Raw genomic sequence first — 17,455 nt, forward strand, 5'->3', positions numbered from 1 at the left:
TAAAGTACAGGAAAGAGCGGGATAACGATGAGTGATTTACAGACAAAACGCACGCCGCCTGTTATAGCGGCTGAAATCAATACAATTAAACGCCAAACCAGTAAAATTCTGCTGATCAGCGCCGTCGAAGTAGGAAAACGTCTGAAGGAAGCTAAAGCGCTGCTGCCCTATGGGGAATGGGGCAAGTGGCTGGAGGAATTCGTAAGTTATTCGCAAAGAACTGCAGATAGGATGATACAAATCTTTGAAGAATATGGGGCTAAACTGCTTGTCTCATCCGAAGATCAGGAAATGTCAGATTCGTCACCAGTGACGAATCTAACCTACACCCAAGCACTCATTATTCTCGGGCTCCCGGAAGAGGAACGGGATGAATTTATCGCTGAGAATGACACAGGCAACATGAGTAATCAGCAGCTGCAGCAGGCAGTATATCTGAGAAACCAGGAGCTTGCCGAGAAAGAAGACCTGCAGAAAGTCTGTGCCGAGCAAAAAGACAAACTCGCCAAATTATCCGATGAGCGCGATCGGGCGAAGAAAGAAGCCATTGAAAACCTGCAAGCGGTATGGGCCGAGCAGGGAAATGTGTTGAAGCTGCAGCGGAAGCTGGACATCCTGGCAAATGAAAATGCAGATGCCAAGCACATCGCCGAGATAGAACAAGAAAACAACCTCTTAAAGCTCAATCTCTCCATGAGCCAGGCAGATGCTCGTTTTGAGCTGATAGCCAAAGGATTCGATGATCTCTTTATCGCCATCAAAGAAATGGCCGCAGCGGACCCGGATGCGTGCAGATTATATATATCCCATGCCAATCAGTTATTGACTAAAACGATGAACAAACTAAAGCGAATGGAGAAAGCGTCCCGGGCTGCTCCGAAAGTACAGGAAAATCCTGATAAAGATGAAAATGAGGCAAAAGATTAATTCCTTTACCCGGAACCCCCGGAAAACAACGGGCATATACTAAAAAGGACATGCTCTTCGGACAAGCAAAAAACTAGAAAAGAGGTACGCTCATGGCTTTAGTAGTAACCGCGTTGGACTCCACGCTAGCAACCCGCTTTCAGACAGGAACAACCGCCGGCGGCGGCCCGGTTCTCCGGCAAAAGAGTCTGACCGGCGTTAAAGCAACGGCGACGGATCAAGACGTATACGATGTGGCTGTCGCCTTGTCAGGCCTGGTGGATTATCCATTAACAGATATCCGCCGCATGAATATCTTCGAGCTCGCCGACGAATAAACCGGCTGCAGCAAAATAATTCCAGGGTGGTGACAGCGCATGGCAATAACTAACCAGAAAGTTTTAAGAATGGTATTCACAACCGCAGGGGGTAAGGCGTTTACCATTACCCTTCCCCAGCCCAAGGCAGGCCTTACGCTTGCTCAGGTCGAGGCGGTCATGGACCTCATTATGGCAAAAAACATTTTTGCCACTTCCAGTGGGGATCTGACAAGCAAGAAAGATATTAAAGTGGTAGATACTACCACCGACGATCTCTACGATCCCCCACAAGGATAAAAACTCGGACAAGCTGTCCGGGGAGCATGGCTGGTTTCAAGGCATAATTTAGAGAGATAGGCGGCCGCAAGGCCGCCAATTGTCCAAATAAAGCGCCCCATCCTGCGGTTCCTGGTATTGGAGTAAAACATACGCACCGTTTGCATTTTTAGCAAAGGTCATCACCGTTGGAATGGCGCCGCTGCCGCTGACCGTGGTGAAAATACCGTTTTCAAAACGAAACCAGCCATAACTGGCAATGGTGTAGGCTTTGATTTTTCCGTCTTTTTCCTCGGTATCCAGGATGATATGTCCCTCGGTGGCTGCTTCTCCGGCCTCAATCAGCGCAAAAATGATGATCGCATTATTACTCAGCGTCGTTTCAACATGATTCAAATTCACTTCGACATTGCCATCGGTATTTTTGGCCTGACTGAAATCATAATTGAAGTTTATCCCATAAGGAGTATTTTCAGTTTGGAGGGAAATTCCTTCCTTGAGAAATTGGGCATAAGGCAAGCTTCGAAGAAGGTTTCCCACGTTAACATTTTTTCAATTCTTACCCGCCCTTACCCGCTAGACCCGGCAGCGACAGTACCGCTTCACCGCCGCCTTGGGGAAGGTTATAACATGCTGTAGTCCCGCCGTGAACTTTTATGATCTGCCGCACAATGGTAAGGCCCAAGCCACGGTTTGGCAATTCGCTTGGGTTCTGAGACGTGTTCAAATTCTCTAATAAATCTTGCCTGAAGCCTGTTCCGTTATCCGAAACCTGAAGAGTACACACCATGCCATCTCTTTGCAGAGCAACTTTGATCGCACATCCGTCCGGGTTATGCTTGATGCTGTTGCCAATCAAATTAGAAAGCGCACGCTTTAAAAGCTCCTCGTCCCCTTCCACAAAAAAATTCTGTGTATTATCGTTAATTTTGATATCAATGGTATAACCATTTGGAAGACCGCCGTTGATAAACCCGGCAGTGACACCGCGCAAGAGTACCGCCAGCGATACGGTCTTTTTCCGGAGCGGCTGCATGTCATATTCCAGTTTGGATGCAAGGTTCAAGTCGCTCACCAAAGCTTTGATCCGTTCGCTATGACTGCGGATCACACCGGCCTGTTCCCGTTTGGCCGGCGGCAGCTCGGGGTCTTCTTCGAGCTGACTCGCATAACCCATGACAATGGACAGCGGCGTCCGGATATCGTGGGACACGCCGGCGATCCAAGTTGTGCGGGCATCGTCCCGCTTTTTTAAGGCGGCTTCCTGCGTTATCAGCTTATCAGAAGTCTGATTGATTCTGGAAGCCAGGGCACCGAGAAGCCCCTTTGTTGAAAGCGCGACCGGTCGATTCTCGGCCATATCCTCAATGCCTTTGGCCAGAGGCTTAAGGGAACGAAAGAGCCGCAAGCCAAAAAGCAAGGCAAGCAATACCGCTATAAAACCGTTTAAAAGCAAAACAGCAGGTATACAAGCCAGGAAGTTGTCCATCATCGTCTGCTGCTCTTCAATACTGTACTTCCATACGCTGCCCTTTTCCCGGCCAAGCACAAACAGGCCTTCTGACCGGGCCCATACAGTGACCGGATAATCATTCAGATACCAACGGGAAAAGCTTGCGATATCGGTAACGGTGTAGTAACGGGGTACGTCGCCGGGCAGGTTCAGGCTCCAAATCACCTTACCTCCGTCGTTAGCGATAAGCATCGCCCATTGATACTGGGTTGTAATCGTATCCCGGATAGGTTCTGAAAGCGTATAAACGCCATTTTCCAACGTCAGGCCGTCCGCAAACTGAGCAATGCTGTAGTCCTTTTGGGCTATACCTGTTGACTGAATTGTCCAGACAACCAGAACGGTAAAATTAACAACGAGTAGAATCAGCGCGATCCCTGCAGCTGAGAACACATACCGCAAAAGGATTTTCATCATACTTTTCATTTGCCGTCAGCTCCCGTCAGTTTATAGCCCAACCCCCTTACCGTCAGCAGGTACTGGGGCGCGGAAGGCTCCGGCTCGATCTTCTCGCGCAGGCGCCGGATATGCACCATGAGCGTATTCTCATATCCGTATAGATCGTCGCCCCACACGGCGTGGCACAGACTGTCGCCGGTGACGATATGCCCGTGGCTTTCATACAGCTTTTCAAGCAGGGCAAATTCCTTAGCGGTCAGCGCAAGCTGGCCGGTTTTGGTGCTGACCGTTCCGCTGTTAAGATCGATTTCCGTTTCCCCAAGTTTAAAGACTGGCTTTGCCGTCTGTCTGAGGGCGGCAGGAAAATAAGTACGATTGAGGACGGCCTTCAGCCTGAGCGTCAGCTCACGCGGCAAAAAAGGCTTTGTCATATAATCGTCGGCACCAAGTCCGAGTCCGAGAAGACGGTTTTCATCCTCGTCACGCGCGGATAGAAATAAAACCGGGGCAGCGGACTTTTCCCGGAATTCCCGCAGCAGCGAGAAGCCGTCCCCATCGGGTAAAGAGACATCCAAAATCACGCCTTCCGGCCGTTCTGAGGCAAAGATCCGGCGAGCCGCATGGCAATCCGCTGCGGCAACAAGTCTTTGGAACCCTTCCCGACGTAAAATGGTATCCAGCATCTTCAGCAGCTCCGGTTCGTCGTCTACGATCAGAAGCTTGCATTCAAATATGTCTTTCAAAGCAATCACCATGCTCATTATAGTATAAAAATAACGCCCTTGGGGCGTTTTTGCCAAGATTTAAGGTAAATGTAAGCTTCCGGACAGTCTCCTGTAAGGCTGACCTGCTAGAATATCCTCAATCTAAAAAAAAAGGAGAAAGTGATATGTCTGAGATGATAACCACAACCTGCCTGTGCAAACAGTACGGAAAAGCCCTGTGCGTCAAGGATCTCGATCTTTCCGTGCCGGAGGGGTCGGTTTACGGCTTTCTCGGGCCGAACGGCGCGGGAAAGTCCACCACCATGAAAATGATTCTCGGGCTCGTTCGACCGACGGGCGGTACCATTTCCGTGTTTGGCAAGAAGATGAACAGTCAAAACAGGCTCTCCGTCTTGAGCAATGTCGGGTCCCTGATCGAGTCTCCAAGCTATTACGGCCACCTGACAGGCGCGGAAAACCTTCGGATTGTCAGCACGCTCAAAGGTGTGCCGGAAAAGGACATTGATAGGGTACTGCACATTGTCCGCCTGGAAAAACAAAAAGAGAAAAAGGTCTCCCAGTATTCCATGGGCATGAAACAGCGCCTTGGCCTTGCCGGCGCGCTTCTGGGAAACCCGAAGCTTCTGATCCTCGACGAGCCCACCAACGGCCTTGACCCGGCCGGCATTCAGGAGATGCGGGAACTCATCCGTTCCCTGCCGCAGCAGTTCGGGATGACGGTGATGGTATCGAGCCATCTGCTCAGCGAAATCGACCAAATAGCTACGAGTGTCGGGATCATCAGCCGGGGCGAGTTGCTTTATCAGGGCAGTATGGCTGCGCTGCATGAAAGAAGCAGTCATCACATCGCGGTGCGGACACTCGATAACAAGACGGCCTTCCATATTTTAAACGAGCAAAAGGTCCCATGTAAATTGCAGGAGGAAGCCCTGCTGCTGCCGAAGCTTTCCGACGCGGAAACCGCACGGACTGTGAAGCTGCTTTTTGCCAACGATATCGGCATCGTGCGCATTGAAGAACGGAGAAAGGGCCTTGAAGATATCTTCCTCGAATTGACCGGAACGGCGGTGAGCTTATGATAAAGGCGCTGGCAGTAGAGTTTCAGAAAATCCGCCGCAGAAAAATCTGGCTGATCGTGGCCATTATGATTTTGGTAAATGTACTGTGGTCTTTATGGGACGTCGGCAGAATGAACGCACATGACCTTGCCCAGGGCTGGATATGCTGCTTGTTCCAGTTCCCGCTGCTCAATTCCATCATGATGCCGGTCATCGCGGCCGTCGTGGCCTCACGGCTCTGCGACATTGAGCACAAGGGACAGACGCTGAAGCTGTTGGAAACAGTGATGCCCTCCGCTCGCCTGTTCTCCGCGAAATTCTTCTGCGGCGCTCTGTATCTGCTCGCGGCGGTCCTGCTGCAGCTTAGTGTCATGGTCGCCGTGGGATACGCCGTCGGTTTCGAGGGAAACCCGCCGCTTGACAAGCTGTTTTACTATTTTCTCTTCACCACGGCCGTAAATCTGACCATTCTACTTTGGCAGCAGGTGTTGTCTCTCCTGTTTGTCAATCAGATGATTCCGCTAGCCGCAGGCATTATCGGGGGCTTTGCAGGACTTTTTCTGATGTTTTTTCCGCAAAACCTTGGACGGTTTGTTCTTTGGGGGTATTACGGCGTGCTGATGTTCGTGGGGATGGACTGGGACAAAACGACGCGCATCACCGACTTTTATTATACAGCCATCGACTGGACTGGGTTTTGCGCCCTGATCGTGATGTTTATCGTGATCTATTTTATAGGCCGCGCCCTTTTTATTCGCAAGGAAGTGTGAACTCTAAATAATTTTAGACTACTAAGGAAAGGGTTGATCATCCGTGTTTCTTCGAACGCTTCGGGCTGAGGGGATCAAGCTTCACCGCAGCCCGGTCTGGCTTGCCTTTTTGTTTCTTCCCATTCTGCCCGCCGTCATGGGTACCTTCAATTATCTGCAAAACATCGGCATCCTTCAAAATGAGTGGTACAGCCTTTGGACGCAGCACACCCTCTTCACCAGTTATTTCTTTCTTCCCGCTATCATCGGGGTTTACTGCTCCTATCTGTGCCGTCTCGAGCATCTGAACCACAACTGGAACGCTGTCATGACGGCTCCTGTACCGACAGCGACTATTTATATTGCCAAACTCATATCCGCTTCCGTTCTGGTGCTTCTGACTCAAGTCTGGACCGGAATTCTGTTTGTAATTTCAGGCAGGCTTTGCGGACTGACCTCTCCGTTGCCCCCGGATCTTCCCGTCTGGCTGCTTTGCGGCGCCGTCGGGGGGGTTGTGATCTGCGCTCTTCAGCTCTGTATTTCTCTTTTGATTCGCAGCTTCGCTGTGCCGGTGGGGATCGCGCTGGTTGGCGGTTTCGCAGGGCTGGCGGCCTTTGCCAAGGGTTATGGGACATTCTTCCCGTATTCGCTTCTATGCATCGGCATGCGTGCCAATCAACCCGGAGGCCCCATGGCGTGCGGAACCGGACAATTTCTTGCGTTCAGCCTTGGTTATATTCTGATCTGCATGGCGTTCGCCGTGACATGGCTAAAAAAAAGAGACGTTGTAACTTAATAGTGAACCCATGTTTTAAACAGTACTGTGGGTGTTATTACCAAACCTTATTCAACCTTATTCGATCAGTTTGCCGTTCACAAATTTGACGGTTTTATCCGAATATTCAATAATAATCGTATTAGTAAATCCGCCTTTATCCTCCGGATTCGGCAATTCTGTACCCAGAGAAAAACTGGACCCCACATCATCAAAGGGATTATCAAATACCCAGACAGGTTTGTAATAATACTCAACTCCAATAACTTTATGGTTATCATCATAAATAAACTCAGCTTTGCTCTTCGGTGATAGCAAATCGTGCCCGTTTTTCAGCTGAAAATTTATTTCCAAATGATTGTCCTTGACGACATAAGTCATATCGATATCTTGGGAGGCTACAGAAAAACCGACAGCAAACAGGCTTACCAGAATAACTAAGATTACAGCAATCGTCCCCACCGTAATGGCAGCTCGCCGAATATAATTTTTCCGGATTTTCTTGAGATAGTCAAGTTCTTTAACCTCTGTTACAGGAATATTCTCCTTGACTTCACCAGTCATCTCCTGATAGAAGAGTCTGCATTCTTCACAGTCTGCCAGGTGTTTTTCTATTTCTTCATTACTCGATTCACTGGTAAGATTCTCTATATATGATGGCAATAGATCTCTGATAATATCACACTTCATAAAACTCTCCCTTTCATTATTTTTTGTTTCCCTCTATAGAAAGTGACTCTGGCCCAGGTTTCGTCTTTACCCAGAATCTCCCCGATCTCGCGAAAACTGAATTCTCCTGTAAGCCTGAGGTACATTACTTCCCGCATCGGTTCAGGCAGCAGATGCATTTTTTTGAATAAGCTCATTTTTCCGTCACGCAATATAATATTATCTTCCACTGAAGGATCTGCTGAAGGAATCTCCGGGGAGAGTTCTGCGGTTTGCGTTTTCTTATTTCTGGCCAGCGTCTGATACCAGATATGTTTGGCTATTTGACAGAGCCAGACATAGATTTTACATGTCCCGTCATAGCTCTTCAGCGATTTTAGGGCACGGTAAAAAGTCTCCTGCATCAGCTCTTCAGCGATTTGTTCGTTGTGACAAAGACTGAATAAGTATTTGTATACCTGCTGTGCATACTCTTTATACAGCTGCGCGATATCCTGCATTCATTCACCTCCTCAGAACATATATCCCAGAAAAGTTCAATTCGTTACACAAAAATCTAAAAAGCACCTATCCCGGTGCCTTAAACGATCAAGCTTCAATCTAGTGATACCCTGATCAAATATGTTTCTGTATTTATTTTAAGGAAATAAATACGATTCGTATAGAGTATATGCGGGATATTACTATGCCATCTACCATGATCCGGGCTACCCCTTTGTTCATAACTTGCAGTAAGCATCGGGGTTTTGGCATGTTAGTGAGGGTCTCTGTTTTTAGCTGCGGGAACGGGGGAACGGGGGAGCGGTAGATCCGTGCAAGGCTGCACCCTCCCATAATGCTGCACATATTATAAAGGTAAAGTATAGGCGATGAAAGGAATGTCGTAATATGTATCACCATTATGGTTCGTACGGAAGTCCTTACAGCGATTTTGGACCAAAACCATTTGTCATTAACATTGATCAGGCTGCGAAGCAGAACACTAATTATCGTATCGCTTTGTGGACAGGAAAACACTTGCAAGTCACCCTGATGAGTATACATGTTGGAGGAGATATCGGTCTGGAATCCCACCCTAATTTAGATCAATTTATACGTATTGAACAAGGCCAGGGCATTGTTTTCATGGGTGATAAAAAAGAATGGCTGGATTATCAGCAAAGAGTTTGTGCAGACTTTGCGATTATGATCCCAGCCGGCAAATGGCACAATGTAGTGAATACGGGCAATATCCCCCTTAAATTGTATTCTATCTACGCACCGCCCGAGCATCCACGCGGTACGGTTCATATCACAAAAAAAGACGCTCAAAATCATTATTAGTCGTTAGATGTAAATTAAATCATCTTGCTACTACGCTGAATGCCGACCCTTGTCCCGTCCCCGGCAAGGATTAGGGTATTTCTATCACCCAATCGGATATCATTTCCAAGTGCTTTGTTAACCCTAAAATTACAATAAAATGGCGAGCACATTTTAGCAAAATAACGCGGTCGCTCCTTGCCATCCGTGGTTTAGGGGACAAAGTTCTACGTCCCTCTGTCTCCTACTTGCCATCCGTGGTATCATCCGTGGTATAAGCGAAGCGAAAGATTGAGGCATCCTAGTCCTTTTTTACTTCCATTCTGTGACTGTAAACTGTGACTAATTGAATGGCTCCGTCTTTTTCAATATAGCGTACCCAATAGGTAACATCGGCAATTCGCTGATAGGCTAAATAGCTTGAATCTTCAGGGTTAAAAAACCGTTCGCCGAATTCCTGCGCATATGTGACAACTTTTTCAACGTCTTCCAGAAGAATAAACCGTTCGTCCATAATACCCCATACCTCTTCCGGAATGATTAAATTCTTCATTGGAGTCAATTCAGTCTCCGGGTCTTCACGCCATAAATCTTTAAGCAATTTCTTTTTAAGCTGCGCTCTGTTGGCATGTCTTTGGGAAAGGTTCGGCATTTTTTTCTGCGCTGTTTCCACTGGATTCTCCGCAAAAATCAGATCCAGAATATGATAGGTTCTTTTTCCCTCAGCCACAAACAAATCTTTGCACATCGCACAGTAAACCAAAAAATCCTGATCGCTTTCGTTGATGCGGTCTTGTGCAAAATTTTCAGCCTGTTCTCTATTGGCAAAATAGACAAGTCCCCCGTAGCCGCAGCATTTTGTTTTTTCCTTGGCATATTTCAGTTCTTGTATTTCATAACCAAGCTTTACCACGATATTTCTTATGCCTTCTTGGATATTTTTATTATGCCGTGTCGAACAGGCATCATGGACAGATAAAAGATGGCCGTTCCCCTTTGGGGTGATTTCCGGAAGTCCATAACGTTCAAAGATTTCCCACAAAGAGATAAACGGTATCTCCGGAAGATATTTAGCAAAGATGTCACAGCAGCTTGAGCACGCCAGAATAAAAGTAGGCTTGCCCATCTCTGCCCAGGCGTCTCTTAATCTTTCAATATTACTCTTCATCAAATCCTGCCTGCCTGCCCAATCGGCAGGGGCACCGCAACAGCCAAGCATAATGCCTACGCCTTCTTTGATCATCCTAGATAAAAGGTATTCATAAGCTTTTTCGACATACTCCGGATAAGACGCTGCAAGCTGGCATCCGGGATAAAACAAATAATCAGCATTTTCTTTATCGGGCACGTCTCCAAAATAAACCGACTGGGCGTATTTAGAAAAGGTCAGACGCGGGTAGGTAAACAGTTCCTTTTTTCTCATCTCCGCTAGTTCTTCTGGAATCGGAGGAGGCGATTTTACCATAAAAAACAGGCCGCTGTTGCTGAATTCCATATCTTTCATAGCAAAATCATGGGCGGAAACCGGCATTTTGCCCTTTTCCACCATACTTTCCCTAGTCTCCTGTATGATATTCTTCATACTGATGCCCACATGACATTGTTCATCGCACAACCCGCACATTGTACAGGAATTTATCATTTTATTTGCGGACCGTGTACCCAAGAATGTATCTTCATTATGAATAATATTCCTTATATAATTTTTCGGATGGGTATTGAACTTCTTCATATGACTGCACGAATCGATACATTTTGTGCACCTGCATTGAAAGCATCGTTCGGCTTCATTGAGAGCCTCTTCTTCACTGAATATATCAGTGGCCTTGACAACCGGTGCTGCAGGTTCAATAACATCCACTTCATATTTTAGAGGTGTTTCAAATGATCCCTCTCTTTCCCTTGCAGCCGTCATGGAAATTCCCTTAACGTATCTTTCTATCGAAGCTGCAGCTCTCCGACCTGAACTTACCGATAAAATAACAGAGCCATTTTTATATATGAGTCTTCCCCCTGCAAATAGGGATGAGCACTGTACTTGAAAAGTCTCAGGATTAACTTCCAGCTTCTCATCCCATTCGCCCGTACCAAGGAAAACCGCATTGTTCTCGTTCATAATCTCTTTAAAGTCTTTTTGGCCGATATGGCTGTTGAAAAGCACCTCAATATCTAACTTGCTAAATATTTGTAACTCTTCTTCGATAATCTCCTTATCAAGGTTTGCACCTTCGTAATCCCATATTCTGCCGCCTAGCTTATCTGACTTTTCATAAATTGTGACCTTAAAACCTTTTTTGTCAAGCTCCAAGGCAGCGGTAATCCCGCTTAAACCGCCCCCGATCACAGCTACCTTGCCGGCTTTCTTAGGAATGGGCAATGCTTTTTTAAGGGGTGTGTACCCATGCTTGATTGCTGCCTTCTCAAGCTCCGAGATCCTTATCGCTCCACCGGCAGCTTCTCTCACACAGGCACTTTCACAAGGATGGTCACAAATCATCCCAAGCACTCTTGTAAAAGGCATTCGTTTCTCCAATATTTTATAAGCTTTAATAAAATCGCCTTTTTCTATCTCTGACACAAATGCCGCCACATCGATGTGAAGTGGGCACCATGCCGTACATGCTGCAGGTTCATCATAAATACATCTGTCACCCGTTTTCAGAAGCTTTTCATTGTCCATTGAGAACCCCTCCATTAGGTGAAGCTTTTACTGAAATCCAGAAATAATAAGGCCGTGAAGGGAACTTTTCTAGATTATTAAAATATGGAATTGGAGTTTTTTCCATACTTTTTACACTGCTCCAATTCCATATTATTAGTTTAGTTTACATAACAATGTGAACATGACATTAAAGTTTTTTCAAGCCCTCCAGAACCTTTTCCGGATAAGCGGGCAGCTTGGTTATACGTACTCCGGTAGCATTGTAGATTGCATTAATAATCGCTGCATGCGGAGCTGAAAGAGGCATTTCACCAGCACCTGCCTGACCATAATAGGCAAGGGGTCTTGGAGTCTCCTGGTGAATAAGAACAATATTATCAGGAACATCCTCAATTTGTGGGATTCCACAGCCTACAAGGGTAGTATGCTTTTTTAAATCTTCAAAGTCTTCGCTGAGAGCAAGACCTATTCCCTGCACGAGACCGCCATAAAGCTGACCTTCAAGAACCAGCTTATTTACGATCGTGCCGCAGTCGGAGACCAGCGTAAGTTTTTCCACTTGGGTTTTACCTGTTGTCGTATCAACTGCAACTTCTGCTAAAAGGATACCATACATGTAGACTGGGAATGGATTTCCCTGCCCAGTTTTTACATCACAGGCAGTACATGGGGCAGTCCATTTTCCTTCATATTTTACCGGCCGTTTTTCTGCAATCATTTCATCGTATTTTCTGAAAGTACCATCTGGTTTTTTCAATGCGTCCAAGAGATTTCGACAGGCAACTGTTGTCGCATTACCTGTCATAACATTGGAGCGGCTTCCGCCTGCAGGCCCGCTGTTTGGTGTGAATTTCATATTATTCATAACAAGCTTTATCTGTTCAGGCTTTATTCCCATTGGTCTTAATGTTTCATAGGCAATGCTCAGTGTTCCCATGTCTGCACCCTGACCATGATCTTCCCAAGAATTTCCTACAATAACTCCATCTGCTGTTATCTCTGCCCATGCTTCTGAGGAATCTGCACCATCAAGTCCGCAGCCATATTCAAGCAGTGAAACACCTACGCCATATCTGACTTCTCCGCCTTTGGCATTCTTGGCTGCAGCATTTTTCTTAGCCTCCTGGTAAAGAGGTCTTAATTTGTCAATTGCTTGGGGGAAAGCAATCACATCAGGTTTACAACCTGTTGGCGTCGTATCGCCTTCTCGATAGACATTTTTATACCTTAACTCTAATGGATCCATGCCAATTTTTTCAGCCAGTTCATCCATCAATACTTCCGAAGCAAACAAACTTTGCGGTGAACCATAGCCTCTGAAAGCTGAACCCCAAGCATGGTTAGTAGCAACTGTCCTGCCTTCACCTCTGATATTGGGAATATTGTAACCGGCACCGATGAACTGATGACCTCTCATTGTAAGAAGGTCGCCAAATTCCATATACGGACCATGGTCTACCGTCCAGTCTGATTCCATTGCGACAAGTTTCCCATCCTTATCAGCCCCCATCTTGATATTCATAAAGAATGGTGATCTTTTTCCGGTATACGTTATCTGCTGGAACATATTGAATTCGAGGAATACCGGCCTCTTTGTAACAAGTGCGGCAACACCAAGCAGGCCTTCCATGGTCGGACTAAATTTATAGCCAAAAGTACCTCCAGTATTATTCTGGACAATGAATAATTTTTCTGCAGGAATTCCAATACCTTCGGCAACCATCAACGCATGGGCATGGATAGCTATACTCTTGGAGTGAACCATGAGATTACCTTTTTCATCCAGGTAGGCAAACCCTACATCCGGCTCTAGTGGTAGGTGCGGCTGTCTTCCTACATAAAATTCATCCTCAACCACGTAGGGCAGATTTTTCATTAAAGGTGCAGTTTCTTTACCTTTAACCGTCTGGGTTTCGAAATATACATTGGGAGTACCGGGATGTATTTCAATTGCATCTTCAGCCATAGCTGCAGGTGCGCTCATATAGGCCGGCAGTTCTTCCAATTCAACCTTGACTTTTGCGGCAGCCTGTTCTGCCTGGTAAGGCGTATCTGCCAGAACCATCGCAATAGCATCCCCAAACTGGAATACCTTCTTATCATTAAGAATGGGTCTTTCTTTACCGTCGCCTTTGTTCTCCGGAAACGCCAAACCATTGATCCTGTTTGTTCCAGGAACGTCCTTATAGGTCAAAACCTTGAATACGCCCGGCATCTTCTCAGCCTCTGAAGTATCTATGGAAAGAATATTGGCATGGGATACTGTCGCTTGGGCAAGCTTGATATGCAGCGTATTTTTTGGAAGCTGCTTTATTCCTAAATCTGCACCAAAATCCCAGGTTCCTGTAACTTTTGCAACAGCTGACGGGCGGACTGCTTTTGTCCCGAGTATACTTTCGCCATCCTTTAGTTTAAACCATAAATCTTCTTTTTTTATTTCACCTCTTATTAGCCTGGCAGCATCCATAACTGCATCCACTAATGGTTTGTATCCTGTACATCTACAGAGATTTCTGTTTTTCTGAAACCAATCTCTTACATCTTCTCTGGTAGGACTTGAGTTTTTTTCCAACAAAGCTTTAGCCGAAACAATAAATCCCGGAGTACAATAACCGCATTGTGCAGATCCGTGAACCATCCAGGCAAGCTGAAGCGGATGCAGGTTATCTTTTGTGCCTACCCCTTCGATCGTAATAATCTGGGCATTATCCGGTATTCTCTCCATTTTGTAGAGACAAGATCTCACGGGCATACCGTCCCAAATAACCGTACAGGCACCGCATTCGCCTTTTCCGCCACAACCGATCTTAGTTCCTGTGAGCATAAGTTCTTTTCTTAATACATTGGCAAGCGTTTCTTCCGGATCCGTCCTAATATGTTTTTTGACTCCATTAATAAACAAGGTTTTGGTAATCATGTGATCATCTCCTTTTATATTTTCATGATTCAGCCTTTTTAAATAGTTTGCGTCTCTTCAAACAGTTCTTTAAATTTTGAAGCAATGATTCTTTTCTTGTTGATGTTGGCCACGGTACTATCAACGTACTCTAAGGCCCTTGTAGGACAATATTTCGCGCATGCAGGATTATAGCCGCAAAGATCGCATTTTAATATTTTCTTTTGACTTGAGCTATAATGAATATTACCCAGAGAGCAAGCGCTGACACACATTTTGCATCCGATACATTTTTTCGGATCGACTACAACCGCGTCGTTTTGATCTCTCGAAATAGCCCCGTTGGGACACACTTTCATGCATGCAGCATCTTCACACTGCACACACATTATAGGTACTGAAACTGCCACTTCTTCAAACGTAATTACATTAACTGCAGAATTTGGGCAAACCGCCTCACACGTTTTGCAGTTATTGCATTTTTGAGGAGAAATCATTAAAATTTTGCTCATGATAACCCTGGTCACCGCACTGCGATACCAGTTGCACCTCCTTAGATTTAATTTGTTAATTTTGATAGCATTCATAACTGCTTCCAATAACTATAATAAGCATAATTCATGCCAACAAAAAAACCGCCAAAGTATAGCGGTTTTGAAACGAATGATCATTATTTTTAAAAAGATTGTTCCTTTATGGATCAGCAATTTTTGTTACAATTTGGAGCACTGCTCTATTTCGGAACGTATTCTCCGCTTATCCATGATAGTCTTCGATCAAAACTCTCATAATGCCGCCGCAAACCATGCCTTCATCCTCAGCGATTTGACCTGTCATATCAATATCTTGAACCTTTAACCCGCCACTTCCTATCATCTGCCGGGCAGTATTAATTACTTCTCCTTCAGAGCATCCGCCACCGATACTTCCCAGAATCTTTCCATATGGCCAGACAAGCATTTTAGCTCCTGCTTTTCTCGGCACCGAACCTATTGTCGATATAACAGTAATAAGTGCCTTGGGGTCCCCATTATCTTTACTAAGTTCTTCCAGAACAGGCCTGTCAAGTTCAGGCCAATTCACCTTAACGGAAGCAGTATTATCTGATGATGTGCTTACAAGCCTTCGATAGCTGATGACCTGAGCTATGATGGATATGGCAATTTCTTCGGGTGTAATTGCTCCTATTTCCAGGCCGATGGGAGCATTAACCGCATTGATCAGTTCAACAGGGTAACCCTCGCTAAAAAGCTGTTCTTTAACACCTTTAACCCGTCGTTTTGAGCCAATCATTCCTGTATACGCCGTTTTATATTTCAGCACCTGTTGCAGACAATCCAAATCATGCCGATGTCCCCTGGTCACAATAACGACGAAAGAAGATTCATTCAGCTTAAGTTGCATGAAGCAATTACTGAAGCTCTCACAAATTACCTTTTCAGCATCCGGGAATCTGTCCTTGTTGGCGAACATTGGCCTGTCATCAACAACAGTAACCAAAAAACCTACTTTTGATCCAAATTCAGCCAAAGGCTTGGCAATATGCCCGCCACCTAAAACGATGAGACGCGCTTCTGGGAAATAGGGCTCAATCAAAATACCAGCACCGACCGAAGCCTCATAAAATTGAATGTTTCCTGTCTCCAAAGCAAATTGTGCCTTATTCACAATTGTTTCATCCAGATGATGGTTCATTTGGGAAGTACACAACTGCTCTTCTGTCAGAATAATTTTTCTAGGTAAAGAACCTCTCCCACCATCGCCATTGTTCATTAATGTAACCACTGCAGCTTTTTTCCCTTTATCCAATATCATTTTCAAACTCTTGTAAATATCGGAACTCATCCCTTATACACTCCTTTTCACTGAATTAATTCATCGTACTCCCCTGTATTCTCTGATTTTTCTTTTAACCATACTGTTAGTAATCTTATCCGGCTTGGAGTCGGGGTTTACAATCACAGTAAAGCTAATATTATTCCTAAGCTTCTTATCTAATAACGTTTGAATACTCTGCTCAACATCATTTTTGATTGATATATTTTCTGATATAATTTCAATTTTGAGAAGGTTTTCATCGGTAATACAGGCTTTATAATCCCAAACGTCCTTAAATTTTAAAATTGTTTCATCCAATTCCCCTAAAAATAAAAACTTATTCTCACCGATCATGACCTTATTCTCTATTCTCCCCATTACTTTTTTCATGGTTTTTAAAAAGGTACCGCAGGCACAGGGGTTGGAAGAGAATGATGCTATATCCCCTGTCCGGTATCTTATTAAAGGCATTGCCTCCCGCGTCATGGTTGTAAATACCACTTCACCGGATTGTCCGTCTGGAACTGCTTCGCCGGTAGCAGGGTTTACAATTTCAAAATATAAATCCGCCTCCCGCATATGATACCCAGCCAGGGCTTCACACTCTACGCCTCCGCCGTAACCCATCTCCGACATTCCATAATGGGTGAAGACTTTACATCCATATTGATATGTTAATTCGTGAATTAACACATCAGGCACATAATCTGTGCTCAAAAGGACTTTCTTGATCCTGCTTTTAAATACATCGCTTTTCAACTTGCTTAAATATGACACCTGCATAGGAATCCCCACAAGACAGGTGATATCATTTTCTATGATATCTTTCGCCGTTTGTTCCGGATCTACGATAACGCCGTGGATAAAACACTGAATTTTTGACATCTCCAGTGCTTTTTTCAACAAATCCCCTATACTGCCGTAAGATATGCCGGGAAGAAGCACCATAACCCTGTCGCTTTGATCCGTTAAACAACGCATGCCGACTTGAAAAAAATCAATGGTAAGGTTTAAATCCTGTTCCGAAAAAAATACTCTTTTCTCTGCTCCGCTTGTTCCTGAACTTCTTATGGTGACTATTCTTTTTATTTCTCGCTGTGGTACGCACAAGAAGTCTAAGGGGTTTTGCCTTATATCATCCGGAAACGTAAAGGGAATATTTTTCAAATCATTAAGCGTATTAATTTCATCTTCATTAATACCGTTTAATCTTCGGCCATAAAACCGGCTATTTTTCTTAACATAATCCAAGATCTCTCTTATCTTGTTCAGCTGGTACTCTGCCAGCATTTTCGGTTTCCTTTCCATAATGCCTGATTTCCCCATAATCCATTCTTCAAGCGGCGTCACCCTCATGATTTACTCCTTATTAAAAAATACGTTAAGC

The 17,455-nt window shown here is 45.2% G+C and carries 16 protein-coding genes and 1 pseudogene; 7 read left to right on the forward strand and 10 right to left on the reverse strand.

The features are described 5' to 3' along the window. The first annotated feature begins 27 nt into the window (after positions 1–27). From LPY66_RS16570 to LPY66_RS16580, 3 genes are all read left to right on the forward strand, one after another. Positions 28–927, forward strand: a complete 900-nt coding sequence (locus LPY66_RS16570; protein WP_337985358.1) for a DUF3102 domain-containing protein — start codon at positions 28–30, stop codon at positions 925–927. A gap of 92 nt (positions 928–1,019) precedes the next feature. After that, positions 1,020–1,244 carry a DUF1659 domain-containing protein gene (locus LPY66_RS16575; RefSeq protein WP_337985359.1) on the forward strand — a complete coding sequence of 75 codons (225 nt, stop codon included), beginning with the start codon at positions 1,020–1,022 and terminating at the stop codon, positions 1,242–1,244. 39 nt (positions 1,245–1,283) lie between these two features. Continuing rightward, positions 1,284–1,523 (forward strand): DUF2922 domain-containing protein, encoded by a 240-nt coding sequence (locus LPY66_RS16580; RefSeq protein WP_337985360.1) that lies wholly within the window; start codon positions 1,284–1,286, stop codon positions 1,521–1,523. A gap of 48 nt (positions 1,524–1,571) precedes the next feature. Here the strand turns inward: LPY66_RS16580 and LPY66_RS16585 are convergent, their stop codons facing one another. From LPY66_RS16585 to LPY66_RS16595, 3 genes are read right to left on the reverse strand one after another with little or no spacing between them, the layout of a single operon-like run. Beyond that, positions 1,572–2,042, reverse strand: a complete 471-nt coding sequence (locus LPY66_RS16585; RefSeq protein WP_337985361.1) for a DUF4825 domain-containing protein — start codon at positions 2,040–2,042, stop codon at positions 1,572–1,574. 19 nt (positions 2,043–2,061) lie between these two features. Beyond that, complete coding sequence (locus tag LPY66_RS16590) at positions 2,062–3,441, reverse strand: sensor histidine kinase (RefSeq protein ID WP_337985362.1); 1,380 nt, start codon at positions 3,439–3,441, stop codon at positions 2,062–2,064. Then, positions 3,438–4,157, reverse strand: a complete 720-nt coding sequence (locus LPY66_RS16595; protein ID WP_337988121.1) for a response regulator transcription factor — start codon at positions 4,155–4,157, stop codon at positions 3,438–3,440. Before LPY66_RS16595 ends, LPY66_RS16590 begins: the two co-directional genes overlap by 4 nt. A 146-nt stretch (positions 4,158–4,303) precedes the next feature. Here LPY66_RS16595 and LPY66_RS16600 point away from each other — a divergent pair, with 146 nt between their 5' ends. From LPY66_RS16600 to LPY66_RS16610, 3 genes are read left to right on the forward strand one after another with little or no spacing between them, the layout of a single operon-like run. Further along, positions 4,304–5,218 (forward strand): ABC transporter ATP-binding protein, encoded by a 915-nt coding sequence (locus LPY66_RS16600; protein ID WP_337985363.1) that lies wholly within the window; start codon positions 4,304–4,306, stop codon positions 5,216–5,218. Next, complete coding sequence (locus LPY66_RS16605) at positions 5,215–5,967, forward strand: ABC transporter permease (protein ID WP_337985364.1); 753 nt, start codon at positions 5,215–5,217, stop codon at positions 5,965–5,967. Before LPY66_RS16600 ends, LPY66_RS16605 begins: the two co-directional genes overlap by 4 nt. Before the next feature lie 43 nt (positions 5,968–6,010). Then, the gene (locus LPY66_RS16610) at positions 6,011–6,742 is read left to right on the forward strand and encodes an ABC transporter permease (protein WP_337985365.1); all 732 of its coding nucleotides are present in this window, start codon (positions 6,011–6,013) and stop codon (positions 6,740–6,742) included. Between the two features lie 57 nt (positions 6,743–6,799). Here the strand turns inward: LPY66_RS16610 and LPY66_RS16615 are convergent, their stop codons facing one another. Then, positions 6,800–7,411, reverse strand: coding sequence for a zf-HC2 domain-containing protein (locus LPY66_RS16615; protein ID WP_337985366.1), 612 nt, complete (start codon positions 7,409–7,411; stop codon positions 6,800–6,802). Next, positions 7,408–7,890: an RNA polymerase sigma factor gene (locus LPY66_RS16620; RefSeq protein WP_337985367.1), complete on the reverse strand. Its 483-nt coding sequence runs from the start codon at positions 7,888–7,890 to the stop codon at positions 7,408–7,410. The genes LPY66_RS16615 and LPY66_RS16620 overlap by 4 nt, the downstream gene beginning before the upstream one ends. 400 nt (positions 7,891–8,290) lie before the next feature. Between LPY66_RS16620 and LPY66_RS16625 the strand changes: the two are divergent. Then, positions 8,291–8,713: pseudogene (locus LPY66_RS16625) on the forward strand (cupin domain-containing protein); the annotation flags it as partial. 280 nt (positions 8,714–8,993) lie between these two features. Here the strand turns inward: LPY66_RS16625 and LPY66_RS16630 are convergent. The 5 genes from LPY66_RS16630 to LPY66_RS16650 all read right to left on the reverse strand — a co-directional run bounded on the left by LPY66_RS16630 (position 8,994) and on the right by LPY66_RS16650 (position 17,424). After that, the gene (locus LPY66_RS16630; protein WP_337985368.1) at positions 8,994–11,372 is read right to left on the reverse strand and encodes a pyridine nucleotide-disulfide oxidoreductase/dicluster-binding protein; all 2,379 of its coding nucleotides are present in this window, start codon (positions 11,370–11,372) and stop codon (positions 8,994–8,996) included. A 169-nt stretch (positions 11,373–11,541) separates the two neighbouring features. Next, on the reverse strand, positions 11,542–14,271 hold the full coding sequence (locus LPY66_RS16635; RefSeq protein WP_337985369.1) for a molybdopterin-dependent aldehyde oxidoreductase: 2,730 nt from the start codon (positions 14,269–14,271) through the stop codon (positions 11,542–11,544). Between the two features lie 38 nt (positions 14,272–14,309). After that, positions 14,310–14,849, reverse strand: a complete 540-nt coding sequence (locus LPY66_RS16640) for a 4Fe-4S dicluster domain-containing protein (RefSeq protein WP_337985370.1) — start codon at positions 14,847–14,849, stop codon at positions 14,310–14,312. 157 nt (positions 14,850–15,006) lie between these two features. Then, entirely contained in the window at positions 15,007–16,065 is a 1,059-nt protein-coding gene (locus LPY66_RS16645; protein ID WP_337985371.1) for an XdhC/CoxI family protein, read from the reverse strand. 60 nt (positions 16,066–16,125) lie between these two features. Continuing rightward, positions 16,126–17,424 (reverse strand): DVU_1553 family AMP-dependent CoA ligase, encoded by a 1,299-nt coding sequence (locus tag LPY66_RS16650; protein ID WP_337985372.1) that lies wholly within the window; start codon positions 17,422–17,424, stop codon positions 16,126–16,128. Between the last annotated feature and the right edge of the window lie 31 nt (positions 17,425–17,455).

This window comes from Dehalobacter sp. DCM (assembly GCF_024972775.1).
GTDB lineage: Bacteria > Bacillota > Desulfitobacteriia > Desulfitobacteriales > Syntrophobotulaceae > Dehalobacter.